Here is a 14,030-nt window from a genome sequence, read left to right on the forward strand (position 1 = left end):
CGCCCACCGCCACTCGGTCAGACCACCGGCGCCGGATAGGTCGGGTACTCCACCCCGGACACGTACTGGACGACCCGGATGACCTGGCAGGAGTAGCCGAACTCGTTGTCGTACCACAGGTAGAGGATCGCGTTGTCGCCGTCGACCTTGGTGGCGCCGGCGTCGACGATCGAGGCGTGGCGCGAGCCGATGAAGTCGCTGGAGACCGCGTCCGGGGCGGTGGTGAAGTCGATCTGGCGCTTGAGCGGCGAGGTCAGCGACACGTTGCGGAGGTAGTCCAGGACTTCCTCGCGGTTCGTCTCGCGCCCGAGACGCAGGCTGAGGATCGCGATCGAGACGTCCGGGACCGGGACGCGGATCGAGCTGCCGGTGATCGGCGCCTTGAGGTCGGGCAGTGCCTTGGCGACGGCGGAGGCGGCGCCCGTCTCGGTGATGACCATGTTGAGCGGCGCGGAGCGGCCCCGGCGGTCGGAGCTGTGGTAGTTGTCCAGCAGATTCTGGTCGTTGGTGAACGAGTGGACGGTCTCCACGTGGCCGCGCAGCACGCCGTACTCGTCCGCCATAGCCTTGAGCGGCGGGACGATCGCATTGGTGGTGCAGGAGGCACAGGACAGGATCTGCTCGTCCGGCTTGATCATGTCGTGGTTGACGCCGTGCACGATGTTGGGGACGTCGCCCTTGCCCGGCGCGGTCAGGACCACCTTGTCGATGCCGGGGCCGAGGTGCTGCGACAGGCCCTCGCGGTCGCGCCACTTACCGGTGTTGTCGATGAGGATGGCGTCCTTGATGCCGTACGCTGTGTAGTGGACCTCCGACGGGTCGTTGGCGTGGATCACCTTGATCTCGTTGCCGTTGGCGATGATCGTGCTGTTCGCCTCGTCCACCGTGATCGTGCCCTGGAACTGACCGTGGATGGAGTCGCGGCGCAGCAGCGAGGCACGTTTGACGAGATCGTCGGCGGCCCGGCCGCCGCCTCGGCGGACGACGATGGCGCGCAGCCGCAGACCGTTGCCCGAGCCGGCCTTCTCGATGAGCAGGCGGGCGACGAGGCGGCCGATACGGCCGAACCCGTAGAGGACGACGTCACGCGGCTCGCGGCGCTCGATCCCGTTCGCCCCGGTGGCGCCGGCGACGGACTCGGCGGTGAACTCCTCCACCGAGAGACCGCGGTCGTCGCTCCGGTACATCGCGGCGAGCATGCCGAGGTCGATCTGGGACGGGCCGAGGTCGAGCGTGGTGAGGGCCCGCAGGAACGGGAGCGTCTCGGTGACCGAGAGCTCCTCGCCGGCTATCTGCCGGGCGAATCGATGGGTCTTGAGGATGCTGACCACTGACTTGTTCACCAAGGAGCGGCTGTGCAGCAGGACCGTTACGTCCCGCTCTCGGTGGAGCTTCCCGATGATCGGGATCATCGACTCCGCGATCTCCTCGCGGTTCTTCCAGTTGGTGAACGAGTCGTCGTTGACAGTCACAGATTTATCTTTCGAGCTAGGCGGCGCTCATATGCTAACCCCCGGCTGTTCTGGTCATTCGAACGGTTCCCCTCTGGGGCGGGGTCTTGTCCGGGCGGAGGTGGCTCTGCTTGCTTCGATGCTCGCCCGTGACTGTTGAGGGCTACGTGTGCATCGGGCGCGCCGTGCGGTCGGGCTGCGCCGCGAGGAACTCGCCGACCTGGCCGGTGTGCCGGTCGACCATGTGCTGAACCTCGGCCCACGGCCGGTCGGTGGTCAGCGGTCGGCGGCGACGGTGACCTCTGTGGGCGGCGTGTCGCGCAGGCCGAGGCGCAGATGCTCGACGTGGAAGAGGGCCTGCTCGAGGAGTTCGGCGACGTGGTTGTCGTACAGCGCGTAGATCACTGAGCGGCCGCGGCGTTCGCCGGTGACCAGGCCGAGGTTGCGCAGCAGCCGCAGTTGGTGGGAGCAGGCCGACTGTTCCATACCTACCGCGTCGGCGAGTTCGGTTGCCGCGCAGGGACCCTCTTGGAGCCGGGTCAGGATCCGCAGTCGGGACGGGGTCGCGAGGGCCTGGAGTGTGGCGGCGACATCGCCCGCACCGACGGCTTCGAGGCGCTCGCGAGCGGTGGCGGTGGTCGTGGTGTCAGCTCCGTGGCCCATGGGCTCATTCTACGGAGATGAAGGCATGAATGAGTCTTCATGTGTTCCTGTATGGTGGACGGGGAGCTCAGGCATCGCCTTGTGCCGGTGCGTCCGCCTGCCCGCCTGCGCTTCTGTCCGCACGTCGTCGCGCGAAGTCCTCGCGTACGTCCCTGTGAAGGATCACCGCCCTCATGACGTCCACCATCGCCCCGCCCTCCGCCGACCGGGCCGCCTGTGCCCGCGACGGGGGCCCGCCCCGGCGGCGTACGCGCGTCTTCGCCCTGCCCGAGGCGCGCTGGGCCACCGCGGCCACCGTCCTCTTCCTGCTCGCCCTGCCCCTGCAACTGGCCGGAGCCCCGGCCTGGGCCTGGGGTCCGCTGTACGGCCTTGCGTACGCCACCGGCGGATGGGAACCCGGCTGGGAGGGTTTGAAGGCGCTCAAGGACAAGACCCTCGACGTCGACCTGCTGATGATCGTCGCCGCACTCGGGGCGGCCTCCATCGGCCAGGTGATGGACGGCGCCCTGCTGGTCGTCATCTTCGCCACGTCCGGAGCACTGGAGGCGCTGGCCACGGCACGTACCGCCGATTCGGTACGGGGTCTGCTGGACCTGGCGCCCGCCACCGCCGTGAAGCTGACGGACGACGGCGGTGAACAGCCGGTCGCTGTTGAGGAGTTGGCGGTCGGCGACACGATTCTCGTACGTCCCGGGGAGCGCGTCGGCGCCGACGGGCGCGTCCTGGACGGGGCCAGTGACGTCGACCAGGCCACCGTCACCGGTGAACCGCTGCCGGTGACGAAGGAGCCGGGCGACGAGGTGTTCGCGGGCACCCTCAACGGCACCGGCGCCCTGCGGGTCCGCGTCGAGCGCGACGCGTCCGACTCGGTGATCGCGCGCATCGTGCGGATGGTGGAGGAGGCGTCCGAGACCAAGGCACCCACCCAGCTGTTCATCGAGAAGGTCGAGCAGCGCTACTCGCTCGGCATGGTCGCGGCGACGCTCGCGGTGTTCTTCGTGCCGCTCGCCTTCGGCGTCGAGCTGACCGACGCGCTGCTGCGCGCCATGACCTTCATGATCGTGGCCTCCCCGTGCGCGGTGGTCCTGGCGACCATGCCACCGCTGCTGTCCGCGATCGCCAACGCCGGGCGGCACGGCGTGCTGGTGAAGTCGGCCGTGGTGATGGAACGGCTCGGACAGGTCGACGCCGTCGCGCTCGACAAGACCGGCACACTGACCGAGGGCACCCCCCGGGTCACGGACATCCGGCCGATGGCCCATTCCCCGTACGGCGAAGGCGAGTTGCTCGCCCTGGCAGCGGCCGCCGAGCACCCCAGCGAGCACCCGCTGGCCCGTGCGATCGTCGACGCGGCCCGCGAACGCGGCCTCGACCTGCCACAGGCCCGGGACTTCACGTCGGCACCCGGCGTCGGAGTGAAGGCCGTGATCGACGGCCGTACGGTCGAGGTGGGCGCCCCCTCCCGTCTCGTCCCGGGCTCCGGCCATCCGGCGTCCGCCGTCGCCGAAGGGCTTGAGGAGTCCGGCCGTACCGCTGTCCTGGTCCTCGTCGACGGTGCCCCCGCCGGGGTTCTCGGCCTCGCCGACCGGCTGCGCCCGGACGCGGCGGACACCGTCAAGTCCCTTGCCGCGCTGACCGGTTCCGGACCCGTGCTGCTGACCGGCGACAACCCGCGGGCCGCCGCCCGGCTGGCCGCCGAGGCCGGGATCGACGACGTACGGGCCGGCCTGCTGCCGCAGGACAAGGTGAGCGCGGTCAAGGCGATGGAGGACGCGGGCCGCAAGGTCCTGGTGGTCGGCGACGGGGTCAACGACGCCCCGGCGCTGGCTGCCGCGCACACCGGCATCGCCATGGGGCGGGCGGGCTCCGACCTCGCTCTGGAGACCGCCGACGCGGTGATCGTCCGCGACGAGCTCGCCACCGTTCCCACCACGATCGCGCTCTCCCGCCGGGCCCGGCGGCTGGTCGTTCAGAACCTCGTCATCGCCGGGGTGTTCATCACTGGTCTCGTCATCTGGGACCTGGCCGGCACGCTGCCGCTGCCGCTCGGCGTGCTCGGCCACGAGGGCTCCACCGTCATCGTCGGCCTCAACGGCCTGCGCCTGCTGCGTGAGACGGCCTGGCAGCGGTCCGCGGCCGAGGGCACCCTGTGAGCCGCCGCCGTACCCGGCCGACGGCCCCCGCTGCGCCCGGAGCGTCCTCGGCCCGCTGTACGGTCACCGTCTGCCGGGGCTGCTGCTGCGGCACACCGAAGGTCCCCGTCCTGGACCACGCCGCCCAACTGGCCGGGCTCAAGGCCGAGTTGGGGCAAGTTGCTCACGTGCGGGCGGTGAACTGCCTGGACGCATGCGAACAGGCCAATGTCATCGTCATACAGCCCTCGTCCGCCGGTCGTGCCGCGGGCGGGCGGCCCGTATGGCTCGGCCTGGTCAACGACCCGGACGCCAGTGCCGACATCACCGCCTGGGTGCGTGCCGGGGGACCGGGCCTCGCCGAACCGCCCGACATCCTCGACCTGTACGCCTTCCAGCCCTCCCGGCGCGTACGGGGCACCCTTGGCGACTGATGGCGACTGCACGCGCGCTGTCGGCGGGCCTCGATGATAGGGTTTTTGACGTTCGTATCCGATCTGGGTCGAGGAAGACGGGGAGGTGAGGTTGATGACCGCGCTCAAGGCCACTGCTGTGCGCAGCGCCCGGACCATCCTCACGTCCCGGGCGACGGTCTGACCTCATCCTGACCCGCCTCCGCCGGAGCGTGAGCTCGCGGGGCGACTCCTGATACGAACACCACCATGAAACGGATCTGTATCCCGTCATGAGCATTCGCACTCACTGGATCACGCGTGCCGAGACCGGCGCCGACATCCCCGCCGTCCGCGAGATCAACCTGGCGGCCTTCGAGACTCCGCTGGAAGCCGACATCGTCAACGCCCTGCGTACCGACGCCGCCTGGATCGAAGACCTGTCGATCGTGGCCACCGACCAGAACGGCCAGGCTGTCGGCTACGCACTGCTGACTCGCTGTCACATCGATGACACCCCGGCCCTGTGTCTGGGCCCTGTCGCCGTACTTCCCGAGCACCAGAAGACCGGCGCCGGATCCGCGGCCGTCCGTGCCGCACTCAAGGCCGCCAAGGACATGGGCGAGCACTTCGTCACCGTCCTCGGGCACCCGACCTACTACCCGCGGTTCGGCTTCACCCGCGCATCCACCCACGGCATCAGCCTCACCATCGACGTCCCGGACGAGGTCATGATGGCCCTCACCCTCGACGCCGACCACCCGCTGCCCAGTGGCACCGTCCACTACCCAGCACCATTCGGCATCTAGCAGAACCTGCCGTGCGGGAGCACCACACTCCGGCTCCCGCACGGCTCCGCCGCCGACGTTCTCCGTTCACCCCACCCGACGCGTGCCGGCCGGAGTGGGGCCAGGTGCTCAGCCTCACGCGGCCTGTCGGGACGGGAAAGTGATCAGCTGTTGAGCAGAGGATGGCCTGGTCGGCGCTCATGGGCGGGACACAGAGTGGAAGCCGTACCGACCTTCTGCCCGCATGCCTTCGGCAGGGGTGGCAGACATTGAGCCCGCGCCCAAGGAGCACCATGACCACCGTGCCGTCAGATTCCTCCGCCACCGCAGTTGAGCGGTCCCTGGGAGTGGCCGAACATTTCATGTGGCTGATGAACCAGCACCGGCCCAACCACTCGGCCGTGGCCGTCGAGATCAGGGGCCACATCGAGGTGGACCAGTGGCGCACGGCGCTGCGGGGGCTTCAGTGTCGCCATCCCCTTCTGGCGGCTCGCATCCACGACAGGACCGGCACGCCGCTGCTCTCCTTGGGCCACTCGGAGCCGATTCCGTTCCGGGTCGCGGACCCGGGGGAGGGCGACTGGCAGTCGGTACTCGCCACGGAAATGCGGACCGGAATCAACGTTGCCGGAGCGCCGCCCATCCGCGTCACCCTGCTGCACAGCTCTGAGCGGTGCGCCCTCGTGATCGTCGCGCATCACGCGGTGGTCGACGGGCTGTCCGAGACATATCTGGTACGGGATCTGGTGGCCTTGGTCAGCGGGGAGAGGCTTGCGGGTGAGCCAAGCTCTCGGCCGATCGACAGTTTCCTGCAGGAGGAGATCGCCACAGCGGCCGCGGAACTCCCCACGGACCAGGACTTTCCGGTCTCCGAGCGGCCTGGTGTCTACCGGGACACCCAGCCGGACTCGGCTCCCGCCGTCTTCTGCGCCACCCTTGACGAGGAGCGGACAAGGGCGCTGCGAGCACGCGCGCGGGCGGAGGGGACCACGGTCCACGGCGCTGTCGCCGCGGCCGTGCTGCACGCGGCGGCCGAGCTCAACCACGACTGGTCAGCCGTTCCCCTCCGGGTGCATACGCCTATCAGCCTGCGCGGACAGATGCCGGTGTCGGCTGAGGAAGTGGGCAACATCCTCGCCCCGGCCACCACGGAACAGCCGGGCAAGTGGGGTGACTTCTGGGCGGCGGCCCGGGCCTTCACCGACGGTCTCGCGCCCTACCGCGAGAACACCGCACTCTTCGGATCACTGGCTCTGTGGACGGGCATCCTCCAAGGGAATCCCTCACCCACCGACATGGCCGCCATGCTCGCTGCCGCGGCCCCCCACGAAGTGCTGCTCACCAACCTCGGGGTGCTTCCCATCCCCGCCTCATACGGTGCACTGACCATCGAAGCTCTGTGGGGCCCCTCGGTGTTCTTCGGATTCGAAGGCGAGCAGACCGTCGGCCTCAGCACGCTCGACGGCACACTGCGCCTGCTGCACACCAGCTTCACCCCCGTTACGGGTCTGTTGGAGCTGGCGCGGGAACACCTGCTCTCAGCCGTCGAGGAGCAAACGCGGGCGTGAAGCCGGGGCGCCGCACCAGCCCGCTGCCTACTGCGGCTTGGTCGCGATCTGGATCAGGTTGCCGCAGGTGTCGTCGAAGACGGCGGTCGTGACGGGGCCCATCTCCAGGGGCTCCTGGGTGAAGCGGACGCCGAGTCCGTGCAGGCGCCGGTACTCCGCCTGCACGTCGTCGACGGCGAACTGGGCCAGCGGGATGCCGTCCTGGACGAGCGTGTCGCGGTAGGTCTTGACGGCCGGGTGGCCGGCGGGCTCGAGGAGGAGTTCGGTGCCGTCGGGTTCGTCGGGCGAGACGACGGTCAGCCACCGGTCCTGCTCGCCCACCGGGACGTCGTGCTTCTTCACGAAGCCGAGGATCTCGGTGTAGAAGCGTTCGGCCTCGGCCTGGTCGTCGACGAAGACGCTGGTCAGATGGATCTTCATGGGGTGCTCTCCTCTGGTTCGGACGGGTCGGGCACGAGCCATCGCTCGGCGATCTGCCGCAGCGGGGCCGTGTTCAGGTCGTGGAACTTGTAGCGGCCCTCCCGCCTGGTCTCGACGAGCCCGGCGGCCTCCAGCACGGCGAGGTGCTGGGACACCCCCTGGCGCGAGATGCCGAGTTGGTGCTTCATGCTCAGCCGGGAGCAGATCTCGAACAGTGTCTGTCCGGACCTCTCCGTGAGCTCGTCGAGGATGGTGCGGCGGGTGGGGTCGGCCAAGGCTTTGAAAAGGTCGGCGGCCACGACCACAGGATGGGCAAGTGCTCACTTGCCTGTCAAGGTGAGGTGCGCGGGCGCCGTGGGTTCGGGCAATGTGCGGAACAACAGCCAGCTCAGGGCGGGCATCAGGATCAGTGGTGCCAGGGCGGTACGCAACGAGGTCGCGTCGGCGACGCTGCCGATGAGCGGGACGACCAGGCCGCCGATGCTGACGGTCAGCCCGAGGGTGATACCGCCGGCAGTGCCGACACGCGTGGGCAGGTAGTCCTGGCCGAGGGTGACCTGCAGGGAGAAGGGGACGTACAGGCCGACGGACGTCAGCACCACGAACAAGTAGAACGCCGGGCCGGGTACGAACACGATTCCCGCGACGGCGGCGACCGTGACGAGGTACGACCAGCGGGCGACAGTGACCCGGTCCCAGCGGGTGGCCAGGCTGCCGCCCAGCACAGAGCCCGCCGCGCCGCCGAGATAGAGCAGGAACAGCGCCGCGGTGCCCGCTGCCGTACCGCCCCCCGGACGCTGCTGGGCGTAGAGCGAGATGAATGTGCCCAGGCCGATGAAGACGATGGACCGGCAGACCACGGCCAGCGACAGCTTCACGAACGAGGCCTTGTCGTCGGTGCCGGTCGCAGCCGCGGTGCCGAAGCCGCCGCGTCCTGTCTTTCCCAGCGTGCGCAGGACGGGCAGACACAGCACGCTGCCGGCGAGGGCCGGCACCGCGAGCAGCGGCGACAGGCGCAGACCGCCGGAGGCGACGACGGCGGTGACCATGAGCGGCGCGGCGGCGAAGCCGAGGTTGCCGCCGAGGGAGAACCAGCCCATCGCGGTGTGGCTGCCCTCGCTGACGAGCCGCGCAACGCGGGCGGACTCGGGATGGTAGGCGGCGACCCCGACACCCGACACCGCCACGAACGCCAGCGTCAGAGCATAGGAACCGCTCAGGCCGCTCAGGGCGATACCCAGTCCGCCGAGGACCGTACTCACCGGCAGGAGCCAGGGCATCGCCCAGCGGTCGGTGAGTACGCCGAACACCGGCTGTGCCACCGAGGACAGCAGAGAAGCGGCGAGCACAATGCCCGAGACCGCGGCGTAGCTGTACGCGCGCTCGGCGACGAAGAACGGGACGAGCGACGCGACAGCGCCTTGGTAGATGTCCACGCAGGCATGTCCGGCCGACAGCATGATGATCGATCTGTTCCTTCTTTTCCTTCTTTTCCTTGGCACATCGCCATGGTCATCGCCGGGCGGCCTGTCGCGCTTCCGATAAACTGACAACCAATGACGGAAATCCGCCACGAGCCCGTAGCGCCTACCCGCACCCAGTGGCTGGCGCCCGGAGCCGCCATAGACGCCCACCGCCACGACGACCACCAGATCGTCTACGCAGGACGGGGAGTGCTGGCCGTGACGACCGACGCGGGCTCGTGGATCGCACCGGGTACTCGCGCCATCTGGGTACCGGCCGGCACCGTGCATGCCCACCAGGCCCACGGCGAACTCGAACTGCACCTGGTCGGCCTTCCCGCGAGTGACAATCCGCTCGGCCTGGACGAGCCGACCGTGCTGGCCGTCGGACCCCTCCTTCGTGAACTGATCCTCGTCTACACGCGCACCCCGCACGACGACAGCCCCGAACGAGGGCGGCTGCGGGCCGTGTTGCTCGACCAGTTGAGGGCCTCACCCCAGCAGCCACTGCACCTGCCTACCCCCACCGCCCCTCAACTGAAGGCGGTGTGCGAGATCCTGCGTACGAATCCGGCCGACGGCCGCACCCTGGCCGCGCTGGGCAGGGAGATCGGTGCCGGCGACCGCACTCTCTCCCGCCTGTTCAAGGCCGACCTCGGGATGACCTTCCCGCAGTGGCGCACCCAACTGCGCTTGTACTACGCCTTGGTCCTGCTCGCCGAGAACACCCCGGTGACCGCCGTGGCGCACCTGTGCGGCTGGTCGTCCGCCAGCGCGTTCATCGATGTCTTCCGCCGTACCTTCGGACACACTCCGGGAACACATCAGCCCCGTCGGCGGACCGGGTGAGGGGCATGTCCCTGGCCCCGCCGTCACGACCACCCCCCAAAAAGACCAAGGGCTGGACCGAGTCGGCTTCCCGTCCCGGGGCCACTAGCATGTGGCTGGCCTGGAGGAGTCGATCACAGCGAGGAGCGGTACGTGCGGGACATCGCCGTGTTCAGTGGAAGCGCGCACCCCTCGTTGGCCGCCGAGGTCTGTGCTCATCTGGGTGTTCCACTCAGCCCGGTACGCGTCGCGCGCTTCGCGAACGACTGCCTGGAAGTCCAGTTGCAGGCCAACTGCCGCGAGCGCGACGTCTTCCTGATCCAGCCGTTGGTCAGGCCCGTGCAGGAGAACCTCGTGGAACTGCTGCTGATGTGCGACGCCGCGCGTGGGGCGTCGGCGGCCCGCATCACGGTGGTGATGCCGCACTATGCCTACGCCCGCTCGGACAAGAAGGACGCGCCGCGGATCTCCATCGGTGGGCGCCTGGTGGCCGACCTGATGGTGGCCTCCGGCGCCAGCCGTGTGCTGGCGATGACGCTGCATTCGCCGCAGGTGCACGGGTTCTTCTCCGTCCCGGTCGACCACCTGCACGCGCTGCGCGAACTCGCCGAACACTTCCGGGGCTACGACCTGTCCAGAACCACGGTCGTCTCCCCGGACCTGGGCAACGCCAAGGAGGCCGCGGCCTTCGCCCGCCTGCTGGGCGCGCAGGTGGCCGCGGGGGCCAAGCAGCGATTCGCCGATGACCGGGTCACCATCAGTTCCGTCATCGGAGAGATCGCCGGCCGCGACGTGATCGTCCTGGACGACGAGATCGCCAAGGGCAGTACCGTGCTGGAACTCCTGGACCGCCTGCGCGAGTTGGGGGCTCGCTCGATCCGCGTCGCCTGCACCCACGGGCTGTTCGCCGCCGGTGCGCTCAAGCGGCTGTCGGACCAGCCCGACGTGCTGGAGATCGTCTGCACGAACACCGTGCCCGTCCCGGCCGGGGACCACACCGACAAACTGCGGATCCTCTCGATCGCCCCGGCCCTGGCGGAGGCAGTCCGGCGTATCCACAACGGCGAATCGGTCAGCGCCCTCTTCGACGCGCCCTGACGGCGCCCGGCACGACCGCTGATGGCGGGGCCTGCGCGGCGGCTCCGGTCCGGCCGAGTACTGCCAGGGCGTGTACGGCGATGTTCGGAGGTCGGACTGTGGCCATGTGCCTGGGTCGACAGTCCCGCGAGCCGGGATGGACGGGCGGGGAGCGGGACGCCGGGGGACGTGTCAGTGTGGGGCGTGGGCGAGCACCGTGTCGATCTGCCCCATGGCCAGGCGCATGCCTTCTTCCATGCCCATGGCCGCCATCTTCTCCAGCTGCTCGGTGCTGGTGAAGGTCGTGACCGTCGTCATGCGCGAGCCGGTTCCGAGGACCTCGATGGTCACGACTGTGTGGGTCGGCTCCATGGTGGTGAGGGGTTCGCCGTCATCGCCGGCGAAACCGTCGTCGAACTCGAGCCGGTGCGGCGCTTCGATGGCGGTGATCGTCCACCACCCGCGTGCCTTGTCACCTTCCGGGCCGGTCATGAAGTAGCGGGACCCGCCCCCCACCACGAAGTCGTGCTGCTCGAAGGTGGCCGGCCAGGTGGGCGGACCCCACCAGCGCTCCAGCTGGCGCGGGTCTTCCCACACCTGCCATACGCGTTCGGGGCCGGCGTCGAAGTCAGCGACGAACGTCAGCGTCAACGCCTCAGGGTCCTTGTGCGAACTGATCACAGTCATGGGTCCGTCTTCCCTTCTTGGTCCTCGGCCAGGATCTGTTCGATGCGTGCCACGCGATGCCGCCAGAGTTCCTCGTACGCGTCGAGGAGACGGGCTGCCCGGCGGAGCGCCGCCATGTCGGCATGCACGATCTGCTCCCTTCCGCGCTTTCTCTTGGTAATCAGCGAGGCACGTTCGAGAACGGCCACGTGTTTCTGCACCGCTGCGAAGCTCATCGGGTAGTGCTGTGCGAGCGCCGACACGGACTCCTCCGTGCGGATGACCCGGGCGACGATGTCGCGGCGAGTCGCGTCCGCCAAGGCGTGGAAGATGCTGTCGGCGTCCGCCTCACTCAGTTCTCCTACAACCATGTGGTTGTACGTTAGTCGCGGTGTGCCACGAACGCAACCGCGTGCTCGGCGTTACGGTCGCCGAGGGTCACGGCACCCCTCAGTCGCAGGTGACTTCGTCGCGGGGTACGTAGCGGGTCCTGAAGGTCTCTCGCTTGACTTGCTTGCCGTCGGACTTGAAGACCCGGTCGACCGCGACGTTGAAGCCTTCGAGCGGGGTCTGGGGCAGGCAGTTCTTTTCGGCGCCCGGGCGGCTTCCCGGCTCTTTCACATCGGTGCGCGGGCCTGTGACCGCTTCGACCGCGTCGTATTTCTTGGTGCCGAGGAAGGTGACGGTGATGGAGGTGTCCGTGGCGGACGCCTGGATGTAGATGGCGTTGCCCGAGTCGTTGGCGAACCTCAGGTCCAGGCTGCCCCACACCACCGTTGCCTCTCGGCCTTCGGGGTAGCGCTCGATGTAGAACGAGTGCGCGCCGTACTCGAGCGGCTTGACGCCGGCGAAGAAGAGGGCGTTGAAGACCGTGGTGGCGACGGCGGAGACGCCGCCCCCGGCCGCCTTCTCGAACTGGTTGTTGTTGATGATGATGCCGTCCACGAAACCGTTGGCCTTGGTCCGCTCGCCCACGGTGCGGTTGAAGCTCCAGGTCCTGCCGGGCAGCACGAGTGACCCGTTGAGCAGTTCCGCGGCGCGGCCGATGTTCTTCGTGCGGTACGGGGCCGGCTCGAAGTTGACCGTGAAGGTGGACATCCTCTCCTTGATGCCCAGCGGGCCGACGGTGTCGCGGGTGAGCGTCGGTTGCACCTTTTTGGTGGCCACCGTGCCGGTGCGGGCCGTCCCCGTCCTGGTCAGCAGCGGCATGACCGCCTCCTTGATCGCCTTGGCGGTGGCCCGCTGCCCCGGTTTGCCGTCCGAGGCCACCACGACCCGCTCGCCGTCCAGGCGCAGTGTCGCCTCGACCTCCGTATCGGTCGTCCGCGCCAGGGGATCGGCCACCGCCGGATCGGCCCGCAGTCCCTGGCCGTCGAGCCGGGGCGTCAGCCGGTTCGACGTGTCCGGTTTCAGCGTGAGGTGCTTGCCGACGGTGGCCGGGCCGATCTCGATCCGCCGGTCACCGATGGTGAGCGTCACCGGCGCCGACATCGCCGGCACGGCGAACTCCTTCATGGCGCGGTTCACCTCTGCCGCGTCGATACGGGGCCGGCTCTGTCTCACGGGCAGCCGGACCGGGGCGCTTCGCAGACTGGGGTCGGCGGAACTCAGGGCCGCGAGTGAGCGGTCCATATCCAGCGACTGACCGCTCCGCGGCTGTACGCGCACCGCTTTGCCCGCGTGGAAGGTGACCGCGCCATCGTGGGCCTTACGGTCGTACGCCTTCGCCGTTCTGGCCAGTGCCTCGCGGGCCTTTGCCTCGTCCATGTCGCGCACCGGCTCGATGTCGCGCTCCTCGGAGGTGAACAAGCGGCCGATCACGGTCAGCGGGCCGGATCCGGACTGCGCGGCGCGGGCGACGGTCGCCTCGCTGTCCAGCCGGAGGCCGGCCGCACGCGTGTCGACGGTGGCGTCGCGGTCGCCGACGCGCACTTTCAGCGGCGACGCCCAGATCTCGCCCAGTACCTCGTCCAGCTTCTCCTCGGCCTGGGAGCGGCTCAGTCCTCCGATGTCCACGCCCCGCACCCGGGTGCCGTCAGGGACGTCCTCGCCGGACGCCAGCAGGCCCACCAGATACAGCCCGCCGAAACCGACACCGGCCGCTCCCACCGCAAGTGCGACGAGGCGTATTCGGCGACGACCGGTCGGCGTGGCGGCGGGTATGCCGAGGCGCTGAAAGCGATGCACTGAATCTCCTCGTCGATGGCCGTCGCGCCGCACAGGCATGCCTCACGCAATAGGTCGCCAATCACCTAATCGTAGTAAAACGCTCGCGATAGGTCTGTGAGCTGCGTCTCTGCACGCCCCCGGAGCCGGCCACCATCGCCCCGTGCGCAGAACCTCGCCCCGACGGACTGTCGGGTTTTGTCACGTGAGTATCTATATCTGCGGGCCGTGCTGGTTCACGGTGGTCCCTCGTATCCGAGTGGAGGGACCGGCATGAGGCGAAGACGATTCGTGGCAGGGACGGTCGGCGCATTTTCGGGGCCTGCGCCGCCACCTCCAGCTACCTCTGCACCGCCACATCGGGCTACGACGGCCCGACCGGCTGGGGCACACCACAAGGACTGACGGCCTTCACG

14 protein-coding genes are annotated in these 14,030 nt (G+C 69.1%); 6 read left to right on the forward strand and 8 right to left on the reverse strand.

Annotated elements, in window-relative coordinates; genetic code table 11:
• Positions 1–17: 17 nt before the first annotated feature.
• Both AB0I18_RS27615 and AB0I18_RS27620 read right to left on the reverse strand, forming a co-directional pair.
• Entirely contained in the window at positions 18–1,472 is a 1,455-nt protein-coding gene (locus tag AB0I18_RS27615; protein WP_363108280.1) for a glyceraldehyde-3-phosphate dehydrogenase, read from the reverse strand.
• Positions 1,473–1,727: 255 nt separating this feature from the next.
• Positions 1,728–2,114, reverse strand: coding sequence for a metalloregulator ArsR/SmtB family transcription factor (locus AB0I18_RS27620; RefSeq protein ID WP_363108281.1), 387 nt, complete (start codon positions 2,112–2,114; stop codon positions 1,728–1,730).
• Between the two features lie 173 nt (positions 2,115–2,287).
• Between AB0I18_RS27620 and AB0I18_RS27625 the strand changes: the two genes are divergently transcribed.
• The 4 genes from AB0I18_RS27625 to AB0I18_RS27640 all read left to right on the forward strand — a co-directional run bounded on the left by AB0I18_RS27625 (position 2,288) and on the right by AB0I18_RS27640 (position 6,994).
• Complete coding sequence (locus AB0I18_RS27625) at positions 2,288–4,267, forward strand: heavy metal translocating P-type ATPase (protein WP_363108282.1); 1,980 nt, start codon at positions 2,288–2,290, stop codon at positions 4,265–4,267.
• Positions 4,264–4,680, forward strand: a complete 417-nt coding sequence (locus AB0I18_RS27630; RefSeq protein WP_363108283.1) for a (2Fe-2S) ferredoxin domain-containing protein — start codon at positions 4,264–4,266, stop codon at positions 4,678–4,680. The genes AB0I18_RS27625 and AB0I18_RS27630 overlap by 4 nt, the downstream gene beginning before the upstream one ends.
• Positions 4,681–4,931: 251 nt before the next feature.
• Positions 4,932–5,447, forward strand: a complete 516-nt coding sequence (locus tag AB0I18_RS27635) for an N-acetyltransferase (RefSeq protein ID WP_363108284.1) — start codon at positions 4,932–4,934, stop codon at positions 5,445–5,447.
• A gap of 272 nt (positions 5,448–5,719) precedes the next feature.
• Positions 5,720–6,994 (forward strand): condensation domain-containing protein, encoded by a 1,275-nt coding sequence (locus AB0I18_RS27640; protein ID WP_363108285.1) that lies wholly within the window; start codon positions 5,720–5,722, stop codon positions 6,992–6,994.
• Between the two features lie 27 nt (positions 6,995–7,021).
• On the opposite strand, the gene AB0I18_RS27645 is transcribed toward AB0I18_RS27640, so the two are convergent.
• Genes AB0I18_RS27645 through AB0I18_RS27655 form a run of 3 tightly spaced genes read right to left on the reverse strand, consistent with a single transcriptional unit; the run spans position 7,022 to position 8,874 of the window.
• Positions 7,022–7,414 (reverse strand): VOC family protein, encoded by a 393-nt coding sequence (locus AB0I18_RS27645; protein ID WP_363108286.1) that lies wholly within the window; start codon positions 7,412–7,414, stop codon positions 7,022–7,024.
• Positions 7,411–7,713: a metalloregulator ArsR/SmtB family transcription factor gene (locus tag AB0I18_RS27650; RefSeq protein WP_363108287.1), complete on the reverse strand. Its 303-nt coding sequence runs from the start codon at positions 7,711–7,713 to the stop codon at positions 7,411–7,413. Before AB0I18_RS27650 ends, AB0I18_RS27645 begins: the two co-directional genes overlap by 4 nt.
• Positions 7,714–7,734: 21 nt before the next feature.
• Positions 7,735–8,874: an MFS transporter gene (locus AB0I18_RS27655; RefSeq protein ID WP_363108288.1), complete on the reverse strand. Its 1,140-nt coding sequence runs from the start codon at positions 8,872–8,874 to the stop codon at positions 7,735–7,737.
• Between the two features lie 96 nt (positions 8,875–8,970).
• On the opposite strand from AB0I18_RS27655, the gene AB0I18_RS27660 reads away from it, so the two are divergent.
• Together AB0I18_RS27660 and AB0I18_RS27665 are read left to right on the forward strand one after the other, a co-directional pair.
• On the forward strand, positions 8,971–9,726 hold the full coding sequence (locus AB0I18_RS27660; RefSeq protein WP_363108289.1) for a helix-turn-helix transcriptional regulator: 756 nt from the start codon (positions 8,971–8,973) through the stop codon (positions 9,724–9,726).
• Between the two features lie 132 nt (positions 9,727–9,858).
• Positions 9,859–10,803: a ribose-phosphate pyrophosphokinase gene (locus tag AB0I18_RS27665; protein ID WP_363108290.1), complete on the forward strand. Its 945-nt coding sequence runs from the start codon at positions 9,859–9,861 to the stop codon at positions 10,801–10,803.
• A gap of 171 nt (positions 10,804–10,974) precedes the next feature.
• Here the strand turns inward: AB0I18_RS27665 and AB0I18_RS27670 are convergent, their stop codons facing one another.
• The 3 genes from AB0I18_RS27670 to AB0I18_RS27680 all read right to left on the reverse strand — a co-directional run bounded on the left by AB0I18_RS27670 (position 10,975) and on the right by AB0I18_RS27680 (position 13,557).
• Positions 10,975–11,469, reverse strand: coding sequence for an SRPBCC domain-containing protein (locus AB0I18_RS27670; RefSeq protein WP_363108291.1), 495 nt, complete (start codon positions 11,467–11,469; stop codon positions 10,975–10,977).
• Positions 11,466–11,819 carry a metalloregulator ArsR/SmtB family transcription factor gene (locus AB0I18_RS27675; protein WP_363108292.1) on the reverse strand — a complete coding sequence of 118 codons (354 nt, stop codon included), beginning with the start codon at positions 11,817–11,819 and terminating at the stop codon, positions 11,466–11,468. The genes AB0I18_RS27670 and AB0I18_RS27675 overlap by 4 nt, the downstream gene beginning before the upstream one ends.
• A gap of 79 nt (positions 11,820–11,898) precedes the next feature.
• Complete coding sequence (locus AB0I18_RS27680; RefSeq protein WP_363108294.1) at positions 11,899–13,557, reverse strand: VanW family protein; 1,659 nt, start codon at positions 13,555–13,557, stop codon at positions 11,899–11,901.
• Positions 13,558–14,030: the final 473 nt, after the last annotated feature.

It is taken from the genome of Streptomyces sp. NPDC050704, assembly GCF_040654355.1.
Taxonomy (GTDB): Bacteria; Actinomycetota; Actinomycetes; order Streptomycetales; family Streptomycetaceae; genus Streptomyces.

What these genes read in the sequence shown, in the direction of transcription:
- AB0I18_RS27670 (WP_363108291.1), bottom strand. Translation starts at nt 11,469, where the DNA reads ATGACTGTGATCAGTTCGCACAAGGACCCTGAGGCGTTGACGCTGACG.
- AB0I18_RS27625 (WP_363108282.1), top strand. Translation starts at nt 2,288, where the DNA reads ATGACGTCCACCATCGCCCCGCCCTCCGCCGACCGGGCCGCCTGTGCC.
- AB0I18_RS27655 (WP_363108288.1), bottom strand. Translation starts at nt 8,874, where the DNA reads ATGCTGTCGGCCGGACATGCCTGCGTGGACATCTACCAAGGCGCTGTC.
- AB0I18_RS27660 (WP_363108289.1), top strand. Translation starts at nt 8,971, where the DNA reads ATGACGGAAATCCGCCACGAGCCCGTAGCGCCTACCCGCACCCAGTGG.
- AB0I18_RS27635 (WP_363108284.1), top strand. Translation starts at nt 4,932, where the DNA reads ATGAGCATTCGCACTCACTGGATCACGCGTGCCGAGACCGGCGCCGAC.
- AB0I18_RS27640 (WP_363108285.1), top strand. Translation starts at nt 5,720, where the DNA reads ATGACCACCGTGCCGTCAGATTCCTCCGCCACCGCAGTTGAGCGGTCC.
- AB0I18_RS27645 (WP_363108286.1), bottom strand. Translation starts at nt 7,414, where the DNA reads ATGAAGATCCATCTGACCAGCGTCTTCGTCGACGACCAGGCCGAGGCC.
- AB0I18_RS27675 (WP_363108292.1), bottom strand. Translation starts at nt 11,819, where the DNA reads ATGGTTGTAGGAGAACTGAGTGAGGCGGACGCCGACAGCATCTTCCAC.
- AB0I18_RS27620 (WP_363108281.1), bottom strand. Translation starts at nt 2,114, where the DNA reads ATGGGCCACGGAGCTGACACCACGACCACCGCCACCGCTCGCGAGCGC.